Raw genomic sequence first — 16712 nt, forward strand, 5'->3', positions numbered from 1 at the left:
GGCGAGTCTCCCATGATCCGCACGTACGGCCGCCTACAGACCGCTGACCCGCAGCGTGATGTTCAGCCGCCCGGTCAGTCCCAACTCCGGCGGGGCGGTGCCGGCGTGCACCCGGGGCACGCCGTGGAAGGCGAGCCGGGCGGGTCCGCCGAAGACGAACAGATCACCGCTGCGCAGTTCGACGTCCGTGTACGGGCGGGTGCGGGTCTCGGTGTTGCCGAAGCGGAAGACACAGGTGTCGCCGAGGCTCAGGGACACCACCGGGGCGTCGGACTTCTCGTCGCTGTCACGGTGCATGCCCATGCGGGCGTCGGCGTCGTAGAAGTTGATCAGCGCGATGTCGTACGCGGCCACGTCCTCGCCCACGGCGTCGCGCACGGCCCGACGGCCCAGGTCGCCGAGCCGGTCGGGGAACGGCTTCACGGGGGTGCCGTCGCCGTCGACGACTGTCCGGGCGTAGCCGTACGGGTACCAGTGCCACCCGAGGCAGACCTGGCGGGCGGTCATGGTGCCGCCGCCGGGGGTGCGCACGGTGCGCAGGCCGGCCGGGGGACGGGCCCAGTCGCGGCAGGCGGCCAGCAGCTCGCGCTGGCGGTCGGTGTCCAGCCAGCCGGGGAGGTGCACCGCGCCGGGCGCGATCTGTGTGCGGGGCCTCGGGAACAGCTCGGCGTCCATGGTTCCCATCCTGCCCGAGCGAGGGTGGGCCGCGGCTCGGCTAGCCTGGACGCACGATGGACGACCGTATGACGACCCCCTGGGGCGAGCTCGCGCCGACCCGTTTTCCGGAGGATCCGCGCGACAGGCTGCGTGCCTGGGACGCCTCCGACGAGTACCTCCTGCGGCATCTCGCCGAGACGGGGGTGGACCTGACCGGGACGGTCGTGGTGATCGGTGACCGCTGGGGCGCGCTGGTCACGGCGCTCGCGGCGCACCGGCCGACGCAGATCACCGACTCGTACCTCACGCGGGAGGCGACGCGGGCCAATCTCGCCCGGAGCGGCGTCGAGCCGGGCGCGGTCGAGCTGCTGACCACGCAGGACGCCCCGCCCTCCCGGATCGACGTGCTGCTGGTGCGCGTGCCGAGGAGCCTGGGGCTGCTGGAGGACCAGCTGCTGCGGGTGGCGCCCTCGGTGCACGCGGGCACGGTCGTCGTCGGCACCGGCATGGTGAAGGAGATCCACACCTCGACGCTGACGTTGTTCGAGCGGATCCTCGGCCCGACGCGGACCTCGCTCGCCGAGAAGAAGGCCCGGCTGATCCTCACCACTCCCGAGCCGTCGAGGGAGCCGGTCACCAACCCCTGGCCGTACAGCTACGCGTTGCCCGACGGCATCGGAGTGGTGTCGGGGCGCACGGTGGTCAACCACGCGGGGGTGTTCTGCGCCGACCGGCTCGACGTCGGCACCCGGTTCCTCCTCCAGCACCTGCCGGAGACGAAGGGCGCGCGACGGGTGGTGGACCTCGGGTGCGGCAACGGCGTCGTCGGTACGGCCGTCGCGCTGGCCGATCCCGAGGCCGAGGTGCTGTTCGTGGACGAGTCGTTCCAGGCCGTGGCCTCGGCGGAGGCGACGTACCGGGCGAACGGCGTGCCGGGACACGCGGAGTTCCGGGTCGGGGACGGGCTGGCGGGCGTCCCGGCGGGCAGTGTCGACCTGGTGCTGAACAATCCGCCGTTCCACTCGCACCAGGCGACGACGGACGCGACGGCGTGGCGGATGTTCACCGACGCCAAGCGTGCGCTGCGTCCGGGCGGCGAGCTGTGGGTGATCGGCAACCGGCATCTCGGATATCACCTGAAGCTGAAGCGCCTGTTCGGCAACAGCAGGCTGATGGCCAGTGACCCGAAGTTCGTGGTGCTCAAGGCCGTCAAGCGGTAGGACGCCGAGCGGCGGGCGCCAAGCGGTGGGACATCAGGCGGTGCGGCGTCAAGCGGTGGGTGAGCCGCGCAACGCCCTCGGTGAGGCGCCCAGTTCACGTCGGCATGCCTTGTTGAAGGCCTGGAGGTCGGGGATGCCGACGGAGGCGGCGACGGCGGGGATGGACAGCGTCGAGGCGCGCAGCAGATGGTGCGCCCGGTCGAGTCTTCGGCGGCGGACGTAGCCGACGACCGTGGTGCCGGTGGTCTCGCGCAGCAGCCGGGTGAGGTGGTTGTGCGAGACTCCCGCGGCCCGCGCGATCTCCGGCACGGTCAGCCGGCCCTCCAGATGGGCCTCGATGTAGGCGATGGCGGCGCTGACCGCGGGATGCGGTCCCGGCTGTCCGGTGGTGGGCGCCAGTTCGGCGATGCGCCACAGCGCGGCCCAGATCTCGGCGCGGGTGCGCTCGGGTTCCCTGGGCACGGCGGCGACCGCCTCCCGCAACAGGGCGCTGAGGAGGGGCAGTTCGGGTCCGGCGTCCTGGACGAGGGGGAGGGTGCGGGCGGGGCCGGTGGCCAGGATGCTCAGGTGGGCGTAGACGTGTTCGGAGCGTCCCCGGTAGCGGTAGCGGACCGTGGCGCCCGGTGGCACCAGGCTGATCCGGCCGGGGCGGATGGCGTGCGTGGTGCCATCGACGACGAGGTCGGCGTCGTACTCGTACAGGTGCAGCTGCCACAGTTCGGGCAGCCGGAACACGTCGGTGCGGCTCGCGACGCCGTGCACGCCGACGCCGGCGTTCACCACGACGGGCGGTTGGCCCAGGTGCAGCTCCGTCTCGTGCATGGCGGGGAGGTTACCCGGGCGGGCGTCCGGTGGCCCGTGTCACGCCGTGCCGCTCTCGCCGAAGCGGAAGAGGTTCAGCCGGTACGACTCGAGGTCGCGGCGCCGGAGTACCGCCATGGCTCGCAGCAGCAGCCGCATGGACAGGGGCAGCGCGCGGCGTTCGGCGGCGGGCAGGTCGGCGAAGGTGCGGGAGTCGGTGAGGCGCAGGTCCGGGCGCCAGGTCTCCAGCTGTCGGGGGTCGTCGCAGCGCCACTTCATGCGGGCGGCCATCGCGCCGAGGACGTCGTGGCTGTCCTGCCGGGCGATGGCGTGGTCGTTCGCGGTCTCCAGCGCGAGGTGGGCGCCGGGCAGGCTCTCGGCGACAAGGTCGACCACCGAGCGGACCTGCCGGTCGTCAAGGTAGATCAGGACGGCCTCGGCGACGAGGAGGTACGGCCCGGGACTGGCGCGTACGGCCTCGGTCCAGGCGGGGTCGGTGACGGAGGCGGCGAGGGTGTGGCGGCGGTCGGTGTCCTCGAAGAACCGGCGCCTGAGGGCGATGACGTCCGGCAGGTCGAGGTCGAACCAGTGGACCGTGCCGTTGTCGAGGCGCTCGAACCGGGTGTTGAGGCCGGTGCCGATCTCCACGACGGTCCCGGACGGGTGCCGGCGCAGGAAGTCGCGGACCCAGCTGTCGAACTGGAGGGTGCGCAGGTTGGCCCCGATGAGGCTCTTGGCGCCGTCGAAGCGCGAGAAGTCGTAGTCGATGGACTCGACCATCTCCACGGCTCGCGGATCCTGGAGGATGCCGTGTCGTTTGCGGGTCTCGACCGCCCGCGCGTACAGGGGGATGAGCAACGTCTCCTGGATCTCGCCGAGTTCGGGCACCCGCTTCGACTTAGGCATACCTAAGTATGCACATCGGCCGACGGCCGGGAAGCCTCCAGCACCCGGAGGACACCGGCGACCGTCCGTGCCATCGCTTCCCGCCCGACGTCGAGGTACTGGCGGGAGTCGACCGCCTCGGGGTGGGCGGCGAGGAACTCCCGGATCGCGCCGGTCATGGCGATGTTGAGGGCGGTGCCGACGTTGACCTTGGCGATGCCGCCCGCGGCGGCCGCGGCGAGTTCGCCGTCCGGGACTCCGGAGGAGCCGTGCAGCACCAGCGGCACGTCCAGGGCACCGGACAGGCGGGTGAGGAGGGCGTGGTCGAGGGTGGCGGTGCGGGTGGTCATCGCGTGCGAGCTGCCGATGGCCACGGCGAGGGCGTCGACACCGGAGGCGGTGACGAAGGCACGGGCCTCGTCGGGGTCGGTGCGGGCGCCGGGCGCGTGGGCGTCCAGCGGGGCCTGTCCGTCCTTCCCGCCGACCCGGCCCAACTCGGCCTCGATCCACAGGCTCCGGGAGTGCGCCCAGTCGGCGGCGGCGCGGGTCGCGGCGAGGTTCTCCGCGTACGGCAGCCGGGAGGCGTCGTACATGACGGAGCTGAAGCCCGCGCCGGGGGCCTGGCGCAGCAGGTCGTCGCTCTGGACGTGGTCGAGGTGCAACGCGACGGGTACGGCGGCGCGTTCGGCCGCGGCGGCGGCCGCGCGGGCGAGCGGGAGCAGCCGGCCGTGGCGGAACCTGACGGCGTTCTCGCTGACCTGGAGGACGACGGGTGCGTCCGCGGACTCGGCGCCGGCGACGACGGCCTCGACGTGTTCGAGGGTGATGATGTTGAAGGCGGCGACCGCGGAGTGCCGGGCGGCGGCGCGGGTGACGAGTTCGCCGGTGGTGACGAGGGGCACGGCTGCTCCTTTCGGAAGGGTCCGTGGTTCAGGGCGCGAGGATCACCGAGCGGGTGAGGTGGCGGGGCCGGTCCGGGTCGAGGCCGCGGGCTGCGGCGACGGCGACCGCGAGCCGCTGGACGCGGATCAGTTCGGCGAGCGGGTCGAGGCCGCCCGCCACCCACAGCCCGCCGGTCGCGCGCACCTGGTCGGCGAGTCCTTCGGGCGCGTCGCCGAGCATCCAGGTGGCGGTGCCACGGGTGGTGATGCTGATGGGGCCGTGGCGGTACTCCATCGCCGGGTAGGCCTCGGTCCAGGCGAGGCTGGCCTCGCGCATCTTCAGTCCGGCCTCGTGGGCCAGGCCGACCGTCCAGCCGCGGCCGAGGAAGGTGAACTGCGCGCACTCCACGAGCCCGTCGGGCAGCGCCGGGCCGAGCGCGGTGCGGGCGTCGGCGACGACGGTGTCGTCGTGCAGGCCCAGGTGGGCGCGGAGCAGGGTCAGGGCGGTGGTCGCGAACCTGGTCTGTACGACCGACCGCTCGTCCGCGAAGTCGAGGACGACGACCTCGTCGGCGGCGTCCATGACGGGGGTGTCCGGGTCGGCGGTGATCGCCGTGGTGCGGGAGCCGCCCTTCAACTCGCCGAGCAGGTCCAGCACTTCGGTGGTGGTGCCGGAGCGGGTGAGGGCGACGACCCGGTCGTAGGCGCGGCCGAGCGGGAACTCCGAGGCGGCGAAGGCGTCCGTCTCGCCCTGCCCCGATCCCTCGCGGAGCGCCGCGGCGGCCTGCGCCATGAAGTACGAGGTGCCGCAGCCGACGATCGCGACCCGCTCCCCCGGTGCCGGCAGCACTCCGCCGTGCTCCACCGCCTCGGCCGCCGCGCGGCTCCAGCACTCGGGCTGGCTCGCCAGCTCGTCCTCGACATGGGTCATGCCGCACCCCTCATCCATCGTGATTGTTCTTGCAAGATATAGCGAGCTTTCGAGCACAATCAAGCATTCGACCCAAACGGCGTGCGCTAGGGTCGCCGGGAGGCCGAGAGGCTCGGAGAACGGAGGGTGCGGATGTCGCGCGACGCCCGCTGGAAGGCGCTGCTGGAGCTGCTCGTCGAGCGGGGCCGGCTGGACGTCGAGGAGGCGGCCGCCGACCTGGAGGTGTCCGCCGCGACGATCCGCCGGGACTTCGACCAGCTGGCCGAGCAGCAGATGCTGGTGCGCACCCGGGGCGGCGCGGTCGTGCACGGCGTGTCCTACGAGCTGCCACTGCGCTACAAGACGGCCCGGCACGCCTCCGAGAAACAGCGCATCGCCAAGGCGGTGGCGGATCTCGTCGCGCCCGGCGAGGCGGTCGGCCTGACCGGCGGCACGACCACCACCGAGGTGGCGCGCGCCCTGGCCGTCCGCAGCGACCTGGCCTCCGGTTCGCCCGTGCTGACCGTCGTCACCAACGCGCTCAACATCGCCAACGAGCTGGCCGTACGCCCCCAGTTCAAGATCGTGCTGACCGGTGGGGTGGCCCGTCCGCAGTCCTATGAGCTCGTCGGCCCGCTCGCGGACGGCGTGCTCGGCCAGATCACCGTCGACGTGGCGGTGCTCGGGGTGGTCGGGTTCGACGTGGCGGACGGCGCCACCGCGAACGACGAGGCGGAGGCCGCGATCAACCGGCTGCTGTGCGAGCGGGCCGGGCGGGTGATCGTCGCCGCCGACTCCAGCAAGCTGGGCCGGCGGGCCTTCGCCCGGATCTGCCCGGTGGACGTGGTGGACACGCTGGTCACCGACGCGGCGGCCGACGCCGACACCGTACGGCGCTTCGAGGAGGCCGGGCTGCGGGTCGTGGCGGTCTGAGGAACGCTCTTGGTGGGACGTTCCCGGGACATCCGCCGCCGGACCCGCCTAGGCTGATCCAGGGAGGCTGCGATGAGCGGAACACCGAGGGATCACACCGGCTACCTGCCGATCGCCGAGCACGGACTGATCGGCGATCTGCGCAGCGTGGCCCTGGTAGGGACCGACGGCACGATCGACTGGTACTGCTGTCCCTCCTTCGACGCGCCGAGCGTCTTCGCGTCGATCCTGGACGCGGACAAGGGCGGCTCCTTCGAGCTGGCGGCGGCCGTGCCGGCGCGGACCAAGCAGTTCTACTTCCCCGACACGAACGTCCTGATCACCCGCTTCTTCACCGAGGACGGCGTCGGCGAGGTGCACGACTTCATGCCCGTGGACGGCGTCTCGGTGGTGGAGACCGAGCGGCACCGGCTGATCCGGCGCGTGGTGTGCGTGCGCGGTTCGATCCCGTTCCGGACGCGCGTGGCACCGCGCTTCGACTACGGCAGCCTGCCCCACACCGTCCGTATGGTCGGCGATGTCGCCGTCTTCGAGTCCGCCAAACTGTCGCTGGGGCTGACCGCGACCGTGCCGCTGGAGGTCGACGGACTCGACGTGCGGGCCGACTTCAAGCTCGCCGAGGGCGAGTCGGCGGTGTTCGCGCTGGACCAGGTCGGCGGCGAGGTGACTCCCCGCCGCTGTGCCCGCACGGAGGCCGAGGAGCAGTTCAACTCCACGGTCGACTACTGGCGGCGCTGGCTGTCGGCGTCCAAGTACCGGGGCCGCTGGCGGGAGATGGTGCACCGCTCCGCGCTCACCCTGAAGCTGCTCACCTACGCGCCGACCGGCGCGATCGTGGCCGCGCCGACCACGAGCCTGCCCGAGGAGATCGGCGGCGAACGCAACTGGGACTACCGGTACGTGTGGGTGCGCGACGCCGCCTTCTGCGTCTACGCGCTGCTGCGGCTCGGCTTCACCGACGAGGCCGAGGCGTTCATGCACTTCGTCACCCAGCACATCGCCCCCGGCGACGGCAAGCCCTCCGGCCCGCTCCAGATCATGTACGGCATCGACGGCCGCACCGATCTGACGGAGCGTGAACTCGACCATCTGGAGGGCCACCAGGGCTCCGCGCCGGTCCGCATCGGCAACGCCGCCGCCGACCAGCTCCAACTCGACATCTACGGCGCGCTGATCGACTCGATCTACCTCTACGACAAGTGGGCCAAGGCGATCTCCAGCGACCAGTGGGACGACGTGTGCGCGCTGGTGGACTGGGTGTGCGAGCACTGGGACCAGCCGGACGAGGGGATCTGGGAGACCCGCGGCGGCCGCAAGAACTTCCTGTACTCGCGGCTGATGTGCTGGGTGGCGATCGAGCGGGGCATCCGCATGGCCACCCGGCGCGGACTGCCCGCCGACCTGGCCCGCTGGCAGGCCACGCGCGACACCATCTACCGGCGCATCCACAGCCGCGGCTGGTCCGAGGAGCGGCAGGCGTTCGTGCAGCACGAGGACGGCGACGTGCTGGACGCGGCCGTGCTGATGATGCCGCTGACGAAGTTCATCGCCCCCACCGACCCCAAGTGGCTGTCCACACTGGACGCGCTCACCCAGGACCTGGTGTCCGACTCCCTGGTCTACCGCTACGACCCGGTGGCCAGCCCCGACGGACTGCGCGGCGACGAGGGCACGTTCTCCATCTGCTCGTTCTGGTATGTCGAGGCCATGGTCCACGCCGGGCGGATCGACGAGGCCCGGCTCGCCTTCGAGAAGATGCTCACCTACGCCAACCATCTGGGCCTGTACGCCGAGGAGATCAGCCACACCGGTGAACAACAGGGCAACTTCCCGCAGGCGTTCACCCATCTCGCCCTGATCAGCGCCGCGTTCAACCTGGACCGGGCCCTGGGCTGAGGGCCCGGTCAGTCGGCCGCCGGCGACGCCTTCGCCGCCGTGGGCTCCGAGGCGCCCGGGGGACCTTGCAGGGTGGCCCGGCGCAGACCGGGCACGGCCAGGGCCACCGCCGCCACCCCGGCCAGGCACACCACTCCCCCGACGACGGCGGCACCGGCCGACGAGCCCAACGCCCGCGCCACCAGGCCCGCTTCGAGGTTGCCCACCGAGGGCCCGGCGGTGGCCTGCGCGAGCCAGAGGCTGCCGACGCGGCCCTGGAGGCGGTCGGGGGTGTGGTGCTGGAGCAGGGCGCGGCGCAGGATCTCCGAGGCGGTGTCACCGAGGCCGGCCAGGGCGAGGAAGAGCAGCGCGAGCCACAGGTCGGGACTGAGGCCGAAGCAGGTGACGGCCAGTCCCCACAGGGCGACGGCGCCGATCAGGGCCCGTCCGGTGTGGTGCACCCGGCCCGTCCAGCCGCTGCTCAGCGCGCCGAGGAAAGCGCCGACCGCGGGAGCGGTGTAGAGCAGGCCGACGGTGGAGGGACCTGAGCCGAAGTGCTCGGTGCCCAGCTCGGGGAAGAGCGCGTACGGCATCGCGAAGACCATGGCGCAGACGTCGATCAGCAGCAGCCCGCCGACCACCGGGTTGCCGCGGACGAAGCGCAGGCCCTCGGCCATCGCGTGCAGGGGGCGCTGTGCCCCGTGCGAGCCGTCGGGGGGCAGGGCGGGCAGCGGGGCGAGCAGGGCGAGGCCCACGACGTACACGGCCGCGTCGATGGCGAAGCAGATCGCGACGCCCGGGCCGGCGGCGAGGAGACCGGCGAGCGAGGGTCCGGCCATGGCGCCGAGCTGGGCGGTGAGCGTGGTCAACGCGCCCGCGGCGGCCACCTGCCCGGGCTGCACCAGGTGCGGTGTGGCGGCCATCAGGGCCGGTGCGCCGAGCCCGTTGACGCCGCCGGCGAGGACGGCCGCGAGGAAGACGAACCACACCCGGGGCTCCGGCAGCGCCGCGTTCACCGCCAGTCCCGCGATGACGACGGCCGTGGCGGCCCGGGTGACGAGCACGATCCGGCGCCGGTCGACCCGGTCGGCGAGCAGCCCGCCCGCGATCAGTCCGACCAGCAGGGCGAGTCCCAGGACCAGGCTCATCAGGCCCACCTGGACCGAGGAGCCGGTCAGGGCGTAGACCTGGATGCTCGCCGCGACCGAGGTGAGATGGGTGCCGACCATCGAGATCGTCTGGGTGGCGAACACCAGCCGGAAGTTCCTGCTCGACCGCAGCGGCGCCACGTCGACGACCATCTCTCCCAGCCGCACTCCGACCCCCTGCTTCAGGTTTGGACCCGGATCACATAATAGGCAAGCCTTACCTAACAAGCAGGAGGATCGGGAGTCTGCGTCGATCAGTGACCGTGCGCGCCCGTCGACTCGTGGGCCTCCGGCCGGGTCTCCGCGGCCGAGGGCTCCGCGGCCGCCGCGGTCCCGGCGCGGACGGTGAAGGCCGCGGTGTGGACCTCACCGGCGTGCTTGAAGTCGAGGAAGAGCCGGTAACTGCCGCTGCTCGGAGCCGTGGCGGTGAACGAGATGTCCGGGCCGGGCCTGGTCGTGCCGTCGCCGGGTTCGCCGTTGGGGTGGACGTGGAGGTAGGCGAGGTCGCCGGAGCGCAGGGCGACCAGGTGGCCGTAGGCGCCCAGGTAGGGCTGGAGGTCAGTGACGGGCCTGCCGTTGCGGGAGACCTTGAGCCCCAGCTCCTCGGCCGTACCGGGGCGCAGGGCTCCGTCCAGCCGGACCTCGTAGCCGTTGATCTTCACGGTGGCGCCGGGTGCGGGCAGGCGCTGCGGCTCGTAGGGGCCGGCGGCGGCCAGGTCGGCGCCGAGGGTGAGGTTCTCGGCGTTCTTCTGCGCCGGGGTGAAGTCGGCGAAGACGCGGTAGCCGCCCGCGCGGGGCAGGTTGACGGGGATGCTCCAGGTGCCGTCGGCGGCCCGGGTGGGATGCAGATGACGGTAAGTGACCAGGTCGCGCGAGGCGACGATGAGGTGGAGTTCCTTCTCGTGCTCGCGCCGGTAGGAGGTGACCGCGCGGCCCTTGTCGTCGCGGATGACGAAGCGCAGCTCCGCGCGGTCCCCGGCCGTGACGCTCGGGGTCCTCAGGTCCAGGGTGTAGCCGCCCTCGGAGATCTGGAGTCCGCCGGCCGGCTCGGTCGCGTGCCCGGTGCCGCCGCCATCCTTCTCCTCGGCCTCGGTGTGGGTGTCGTGGCGCGGGGGCGTCTTCTCGTCGACGACGGGGCCGATGCCCTGGCCCACTCCGTAGGCGGTGCCGAACGTGGCGGCCAGTGCGGCGGCGAATGCGGTGATCTTCAGTCCGGTGTGCATGGCCGACTCCTCCGGTTCGATGGGGCCTCGTATGCACTTCACCATACCCCTGGGGGGTATGAAGTCAACCCGGTGGATTACTTGCTTAGAATACCCTGTAGGGGTATACCTGAGGACGCGGTTCCACAATACCCCTCCCCCGTATCCCAGAGGAGCAGCGATGACCACCACCGCGGGCACCGAGACCGAACTCGTCATCGGCGGGATGACCTGCGCCTCCTGCGCGGCACGCATCGAGAAGAAGCTCAACCGCATGGACGGGGTCATCGCGACGGTCAACTACGCCACCGAGAAGGCACGGGTCAGCCACGCCGGTGACGTGTCGGTGCGGGATCTGATCGACACGGTCGAGAAGACCGGGTACACCGCGCAGGAGCCGGCACCCCCCGAGCCCGAAAGCCCGGACGCCCCACCCCGGGACGACGAACTGCGGCCCCGGCGGGAGCGGCTGATCACCGCGGTGGTGCTGGCGGTGCCCGTCATCGCCATGGCGATGATCCCCGCCCTCCAGTTCGAGTACTGGCAGTGGCTGTCGCTGACGCTGGCGGCGCCCGTGGTGACGTACGCCGGATGGCCGTTCCACAAGGCCGCGTTCACCAACGCCCGGCACGGCGCGGCCACCATGGACACCCTGATCTCGCTGGGCACCTCCGCAGCGTTCCTGTGGTCGCTGTGGGCACTGTTCTTCGGCACCGCGGGCACACCCGGGATGACCCATCCCTTCGAGCTGACCATCGCCCGCGGCGACGGCTCCGGGAACCTCTACCTGGAAGCCGCCGCCGGGGTCACCGCCTTCATCCTGGCGGGGCGCTACTTCGAGGCCCGCTCCAAGCGCAAGGCGGGCGCCGCGCTCAGGGCGCTGCTGGAGCTGGGGGCCAAGGACGTCACCGTGCTGCGGCCCGACGGCGGCGAGCAGACGGTGCCCGTGGCGGACCTGAAGGTGGGCGACCGGTTCCTGGTCCGCCCCGGGGAGAAGATCGCCACCGACGGCACGGTCACCGAGGGCTCCTCCGCCGTGGACGCCTCGATGCTGACCGGCGAGTCGGTGCCGGTGGAGGTGCGCGTCGGCGACGCGGTCACCGGCGCGACGGTCAACGCGGGCGGCCGGCTCGTGGTCGAGGCGACCCGGGTCGGCGGCGACACCCAGCTGGCCCGGATGGCCAAGCTGGTCGAGGACGCACAGAGCGGAAAGGCCGCGGCCCAGCGGCTCGCCGACCGGATCTCCGGGGTGTTCGTGCCGATCGTCATCGCGCTCGCGCTCGGCACCCTCGGCTTCTGGCTCGGCAACAGCGCGGGACCGACGGCCGCGTTCACCGCCGCCGTCGCCGTCCTGATCATCGCCTGCCCGTGCGCCCTGGGCCTGGCCACGCCGACCGCGCTACTGGTCGGCACCGGGCGGGGCGCCCAGCTCGGGATCCTGATCAAGGGTCCCGAGGTGCTGGAGTCGACGCGCAAGGTCGACACCGTCGTCCTCGACAAGACCGGCACCGTCACCACCGGCCGCATGACCCTGCTGGCCGTGCACACCACCCACGGCACCGACGAGGCCGAGGTGCTGCGCCTGGCCGGCGCGCTGGAGCACTCCTCCGAGCACCCGATCGCCCGCGCGGTCGCCGAGGGCGCCCTGGCGAAGCTGGGCTCCCTGCCCACGCCGGAGGACTTCGCCAACGTGCCCGGGCTCGGCGTGCAGGGCGTCGTCGACGGTCACGCGGTCCTCGTCGGACGTCAGCGGCTGCTGGCCGACTGGGCGATGGCGCTGCCCGAGGACCTCGCGGGGGCCGCGGCGGAGGCCGAGCGGACCGGTCGTACGGCCGTCTCGGTCGCCTGGGACGGTGAGGTCCGGGCGGTGCTGGAGGTCGCCGACGCGGTGAAGGAGACCAGCCCGGAGGCGATCCGCCGGCTGCGCGACCTGGGTCTGACCCCGATCCTGCTGACCGGTGACAACGAGGCCGTGGCCCGGTCCGTCGCCCGCGAGGTCGGCATCGCGCCCGAGCACGTGATCGCCGAGGTGCTGCCGCAGGACAAGGTCGACGTCGTCAAGCGGCTTCAGGACGAGGGCCGTTCGGTCGCGATGGTCGGCGACGGCGTCAACGACGCGGCCGCCCTCGCCCAGGCCGACCTCGGGCTCGCCATGGGCACCGGCACGGACGCCGCGATCGAGGCGGGCGACCTGACCCTGGTCCGCGGTGACCTGCGGGCCGCGGCCGACGCCATCCGGCTCGCCCGCCGGACCCTCGGGACCATCCGGTCCAACCTGTTCTGGGCCTTCGCCTACAACGTGGCCGCCCTGCCGCTCGCCGCGGCCGGGCTGCTCAACCCGATGCTCGCCGGGGCGGCGATGGCGTTCTCGTCGGTGTTCGTGGTGGGCAACTCACTGCGGCTGCGCTCGTTCCGGGCCGCGAACTGACCCTCCCGGCCACGAAAAGGGGGCGCCGCACCCGCGGCGCCCCCTTCGTCAGCTCTGGGACATGACCGTACGCCGGACATGCACGGCCGTCAGCGCCAGCGCCAACGGCCCGGGAGCGAGGAACGCCAGCGGCACCATCATCCAGGCGCACAGCACGGCCGTGGCCACCGCGAGCAGCACCAGAGCGCTCCCGCCGACATCGCGTACGGCGTCCAGGGCGGCCCCGCGCACGGCGGCCGGCCAGTCGGTGAGCGACTCTGGACGGGCACACGCCCTCAGGCCCACCACCAGGGCGGCCATGCCGATCGCGGCGGCCACCACCGCGAACAGCGGCGCCCCCGGCAGCCCGGCCCGGGCCAGCGCCAGGTCCGCCACGAACAGCAGCGCACCTGCCAGGGCCACGGCGCCCGCCGCGAGGTCACCGGGCCGCAGCCGCCGCCGTAGCACCGCGAAGTACCGCCCCGCGGTGGCGGGTTGCCCCTCCCCCGCGCCCCGCAGGACCGCGCACGCGGTGGACAGGGCGGCCGGGATCGTCACCACCGGCAGACAGACCACGGCCGTCGCCAGGCCGACGCTCAGCATGTCGGCGAACAGGGTCATCCGGGGGCCGAAGACCTCGCCGGGTTCACGTGAGGAGACGGAACGCATGCCGCTCACCCCTTCAGTCCGGAGCTGGCCATGCCCTCCACCAGGAACCGCTGGAAGGCCAGGAAGAACAGCACGATCGGCAGCAGCGCGATCACCGACATGGCGAACATCGGGCCGAACGCCGACGTGCTGGACGCGTCCACGAACGACCGCAGCGCGAGCGTCAGCGTGAACTTGTCCGGGTCGAAGAGGTAGATCAGCTGGGTGAAGAAGTCGTTCCAGGTCCAGATGAAGGTGAAGATCGCCGTGGTGATCAGCGCGGGCCGGGTGAGCGGCAGCACGATCTGGAAGAAGCTGCGGAAGGGCCCGCAGCCGTCGATGCGGGCGGCCTCCTCCAGCTCGCGCGGCAGACCGCGCATGAACTGCACGATGAGGAAGACGAAGAACGCCTCGGTGGCGAGGAACTTCGGCAGGATCAGCGGCCAGTAGGTGTTCACCAGGCCCAGCTGGTTGAAGATGATGTACTGCGGGATCAGCACCGCGTGGTGCGGCAGCATGATCGTCGCGATCATGAAGGCGAACAGCGGCCCGCGGAACCTGAAACGCAGCCGGGCGAAGGCGTAGGCGGCGAGCGAGCAGCTGATGACGTTGCCGATGACCGCGCCGCCCGCGATGATCAGCGAGTTGGACAGCAGCCGCCAGATGGAGACGTCGTTGACGCCCTCGAAGGCGGTCTCGTAGTTGGACCACTCCAGGTGCCTGGGCAGCAGGTCGAGGCTGGCGATGACCTCGTCGGCGGGCTTCAGCGAGGTCGCCAGCAGCCAGGCCAGCGGATAGAGCATGACCAGCAGGGCGGCCAGGCAGCCGAGGTGGAGAGCGATCCGGCCCCAGCGAACCGGCTTACGGGTGACGGCGGTTGCGGTCATCGGTCCCCCTCGGACGCGTAGAAGACCCAGGAACGCGAGGTGCGGAACAGCACCACCGTGACGATGCCGATGACCAGCAGCAGCACCCAGGCCATGGCGGAGGCGTAGCCCATGTGGGAGGCGACGAAGCCGCGGTCGTAGAGGTACATGGTGTAGACGAGGGTGGAGTCGGCGGGGCCGCCCTTGCCGGCGCTGATCGCGAAGGCGGGTGTGAAGACCTGGAAGGCCTGGATGGTCTGGAGCACCAGGTTGAAGAACAGCACCGGGGACAGCATCGGCACGGTGACGGACAGGAACTGCCGCCACTTCCCGGCCCCGTCGACGGCCGCCGCCTCGTAGAGCTCGGCGGGTATCTGTTGCAGGCCCGCGAGGAAGATGACCATCGGGGCGCCGAACTGCCACACCGTCAGCAGCGCCACGGCCAGCAGCGCCCAGCCGGGTTTGTTGACCCAGCCGCCGGTGCCGAGCAGGTTGTCCACCGTGCCGCCGTCGTTGAAGACGGCCCGCCAGACCAGGGCGATGGACATGGAGGCGCCGAGCAGCGAAGGGGCGTAGAACGCGGAGCGGTAGAAGGCCTTGCCGTGCTTCATCGACTTCAGGGCGAGCGCGACGACGAGCGCGAGCGCCAGCTGGAGGGGCACGGCGATGACGACGTACGTCAACGTCGTCACGACCGAGCGCCAGTACCGCGGGTCCTCGGTGAACATCTGCGTGTAGTTGCGCAGGCCGACCCAGCGGGGCGGGTCGAAGAGGTTGTAGTCGGTGAAGGAGAGGTAGAGCGACACGGCCATCGGGAGCAGGGTGAGGACGACGGCTCCGAGGACCCACGGGGACAGGAACACCCAGGCGGCGCCCTCGCGTTCGCGTTTGGGCCGGCGCTTCGGTGCGGGGGGCGTGGCGCGCTGGGACTCGGCGGGGATCGCGGTGGTGGTCATGACCTCAGCTCCGCCTTCGCCTCGGTGACGTAGTTCTCGGCCGCCTCACGGGGCGACATGCGCTCGTAGGACACCTGGTCGTAGTCGCGCTGGAAAGTGGTCTGGAGGGCGTTGTCGCCGGAGGGCGGGGCCTGCGGCGGATCCTTCAACTTCCCTTCCAGGGACGCCTGGTAGTCAGAGATGGTCCTGTCGAAGTCCTTCAGGAGCGGCGCGGTCTCCTTGCGGATGGTCTCGTTGACGGGGATGCCACGGGTGGCGCCGAGGATCTTCGCCGCCTCGTCGTCGTTGATCAGGAAGTCGATGAGCTGCGCCGCCGCCTTCGGATGGCTGGTGCTCGCGCCCACGCCCAGGAACATCGACGGCTTGAAGTACTGGCCGGGTGTGCCGTCCTCGTTGGAGGGCATCGGAGCCAGTGCGACGCCGCTCGCGACGATGGCGAGGTAACCGCTGGACGGGGCGTCCCAGTTGGTGTCGCTGAGGGCCGTTCCCCGGCCGAGGGGAGTGTTCTCCACGGTGCCGTCGACCTGGGTGGTCTGCTCGGCCGAGGAGACGGCCCCCTCACGGCGGAGCTTGTCGGTGAAGGTCCACCACCGGGTGAGGTCGTCGGCGGTGAAGCCCAGTTGGCCGTCCTCGGTGTAGAGGGACTTGCCCTGTCCGCGCAGCCAGACCTCGAAGCTGTCCTCGCTCCAGCCGGGGTCGGTGGCGCCGGGCTTTCCGGTCCTCTCCTTCAGGGCGCGCATGGCCTCGGCCCAGTCGTCCCAGGTCCACCCCTGCGTCGGGAGCGGTACGCCGGAGTCCTTCCATGCCTTGACGTCGTAGACGACGGTCTCGGTGCCCCGGCCCTGCGGGACCGCGTACTGGACGCCGTCCACGCGGCCCGTGTCGAGCAGTCCGGCATCGATCTCGGAGGTGCGCAGGACAGTCTTCTGCTGGGACAGGTCGAACAGGACGCCGCCGGAGGCGTATTGGTCGATCTGGCGGTAGTCCAGCTGCATCACGTCGGGGGCGTCGCCGCCCGAGGCCTGGACGGCGAGTTTCTGTTTGTAGGCGTCGTAACCGGAGAACGAGGTCTGCACCCGTATGTCCGGGTGCTGTTTCTCGAACAGCGCGACGGCCTGCTCGGTGCGTTCCGCGCGGTCGGGGTTGCCCCACCACGTGTAGCGGAGCACGACCTTGCCGCCGCCCACCGACTCCCCGGATCCCCCGCAGCCGGCCAACACCGCACAGAGCACCAGTGCGACGGCCGACGCGCAGAACCCCTTTGTCCTGTGTCCGGGCATGCCGAGGTCACCTCTTCTCTCCTCGGACCTTCTGTTGTCCCCC

At 71.7% G+C, this 16712-nt stretch carries 15 protein-coding genes; 4 read left to right on the top strand and 11 right to left on the bottom strand.

Going from position 1 to position 16712, the window contains the following annotated elements:
* Positions 1-33: 33 nt before the first annotated feature.
* Complete coding sequence (locus SLINC_RS05200) at positions 34-675, bottom strand: alpha-ketoglutarate-dependent dioxygenase AlkB family protein (RefSeq protein WP_067427374.1); 642 nt, start codon at positions 673-675, stop codon at positions 34-36.
* A 68-nt stretch (positions 676-743) separates the two neighbouring features.
* Here SLINC_RS05200 and SLINC_RS05205 point away from each other — a divergent pair, with 68 nt between their 5' ends.
* A complete protein-coding gene (locus tag SLINC_RS05205; RefSeq protein WP_067427380.1) occupies positions 744-1877 on the top strand; it encodes a methyltransferase in 1134 nt (377 codons plus the stop codon).
* 48 nt (positions 1878-1925) lie between these two features.
* Here SLINC_RS05205 and SLINC_RS05210 read toward each other — a convergent pair whose 3' ends face one another.
* The 4 genes from SLINC_RS05210 to SLINC_RS05225 are packed head-to-tail and all read right to left on the bottom strand — an operon-like array spanning position 1926 to position 5375.
* Positions 1926-2699: an AraC family transcriptional regulator gene (locus SLINC_RS05210; RefSeq protein WP_067427382.1), complete on the bottom strand. Its 774-nt coding sequence runs from the start codon at positions 2697-2699 to the stop codon at positions 1926-1928.
* 39 nt (positions 2700-2738) lie between these two features.
* On the bottom strand, positions 2739-3584 hold the full coding sequence (locus SLINC_RS05215; protein ID WP_067427387.1) for a class I SAM-dependent methyltransferase: 846 nt from the start codon (positions 3582-3584) through the stop codon (positions 2739-2741).
* A 2-nt stretch (positions 3585-3586) separates the two neighbouring features.
* Entirely contained in the window at positions 3587-4465 is an 879-nt protein-coding gene (locus SLINC_RS05220) for a class II fructose-bisphosphate aldolase (RefSeq protein ID WP_067427389.1), read from the bottom strand.
* Positions 4466-4493: 28 nt separating this feature from the next.
* Entirely contained in the window at positions 4494-5375 is an 882-nt protein-coding gene (locus SLINC_RS05225) for an SIS domain-containing protein (RefSeq protein WP_067427391.1), read from the bottom strand.
* A gap of 132 nt (positions 5376-5507) precedes the next feature.
* Between SLINC_RS05225 and SLINC_RS05230 the strand changes: the two genes are divergently transcribed.
* Positions 5508-6287 carry a DeoR/GlpR family DNA-binding transcription regulator gene (locus SLINC_RS05230; protein ID WP_067427393.1) on the top strand — a complete coding sequence of 260 codons (780 nt, stop codon included), beginning with the start codon at positions 5508-5510 and terminating at the stop codon, positions 6285-6287.
* Between the two features lie 72 nt (positions 6288-6359).
* Positions 6360-8183 carry a glycoside hydrolase family 15 protein gene (locus tag SLINC_RS05235; protein ID WP_067427395.1) on the top strand — a complete coding sequence of 608 codons (1824 nt, stop codon included), beginning with the start codon at positions 6360-6362 and terminating at the stop codon, positions 8181-8183.
* A gap of 8 nt (positions 8184-8191) precedes the next feature.
* On the opposite strand, the gene entS is transcribed toward SLINC_RS05235, so the two are convergent.
* Both entS and SLINC_RS05245 read right to left on the bottom strand, forming a co-directional pair.
* Positions 8192-9478, bottom strand: coding sequence for an enterobactin transporter EntS (gene entS, locus SLINC_RS05240; RefSeq protein ID WP_225988246.1), 1287 nt, complete (start codon positions 9476-9478; stop codon positions 8192-8194).
* Between the two features lie 86 nt (positions 9479-9564).
* The gene (locus tag SLINC_RS05245; protein WP_067427397.1) at positions 9565-10533 is read right to left on the bottom strand and encodes a hypothetical protein; all 969 of its coding nucleotides are present in this window, start codon (positions 10531-10533) and stop codon (positions 9565-9567) included.
* A gap of 160 nt (positions 10534-10693) precedes the next feature.
* Here SLINC_RS05245 and SLINC_RS05250 point away from each other — a divergent pair, with 160 nt between their 5' ends.
* Complete coding sequence (locus tag SLINC_RS05250) at positions 10694-12940, top strand: heavy metal translocating P-type ATPase (RefSeq protein ID WP_067427399.1); 2247 nt, start codon at positions 10694-10696, stop codon at positions 12938-12940.
* Between the two features lie 48 nt (positions 12941-12988).
* On the opposite strand, the gene SLINC_RS05255 is transcribed toward SLINC_RS05250, so the two are convergent.
* The 4 genes from SLINC_RS05255 to SLINC_RS05270 are packed head-to-tail and all read right to left on the bottom strand — an operon-like array spanning position 12989 to position 16669.
* Complete coding sequence (locus SLINC_RS05255; protein WP_067427401.1) at positions 12989-13588, bottom strand: hypothetical protein; 600 nt, start codon at positions 13586-13588, stop codon at positions 12989-12991.
* Positions 13589-13593: 5 nt separating this feature from the next.
* Complete coding sequence (locus SLINC_RS05260; protein WP_067427403.1) at positions 13594-14454, bottom strand: carbohydrate ABC transporter permease; 861 nt, start codon at positions 14452-14454, stop codon at positions 13594-13596.
* Complete coding sequence (locus SLINC_RS05265; protein WP_067427405.1) at positions 14451-15389, bottom strand: carbohydrate ABC transporter permease; 939 nt, start codon at positions 15387-15389, stop codon at positions 14451-14453. Before SLINC_RS05265 ends, SLINC_RS05260 begins: the two co-directional genes overlap by 4 nt.
* Entirely contained in the window at positions 15386-16669 is a 1284-nt protein-coding gene (locus SLINC_RS05270) for an ABC transporter substrate-binding protein (protein WP_067427407.1), read from the bottom strand. The genes SLINC_RS05265 and SLINC_RS05270 overlap by 4 nt, the downstream gene beginning before the upstream one ends.
* Positions 16670-16712 lie beyond the last annotated feature (43 nt).

The sequence above is a fragment of the Streptomyces lincolnensis genome (genome assembly GCF_001685355.1).
Taxonomy (GTDB): Bacteria; Actinomycetota; Actinomycetes; order Streptomycetales; family Streptomycetaceae; genus Streptomyces; species Streptomyces lincolnensis.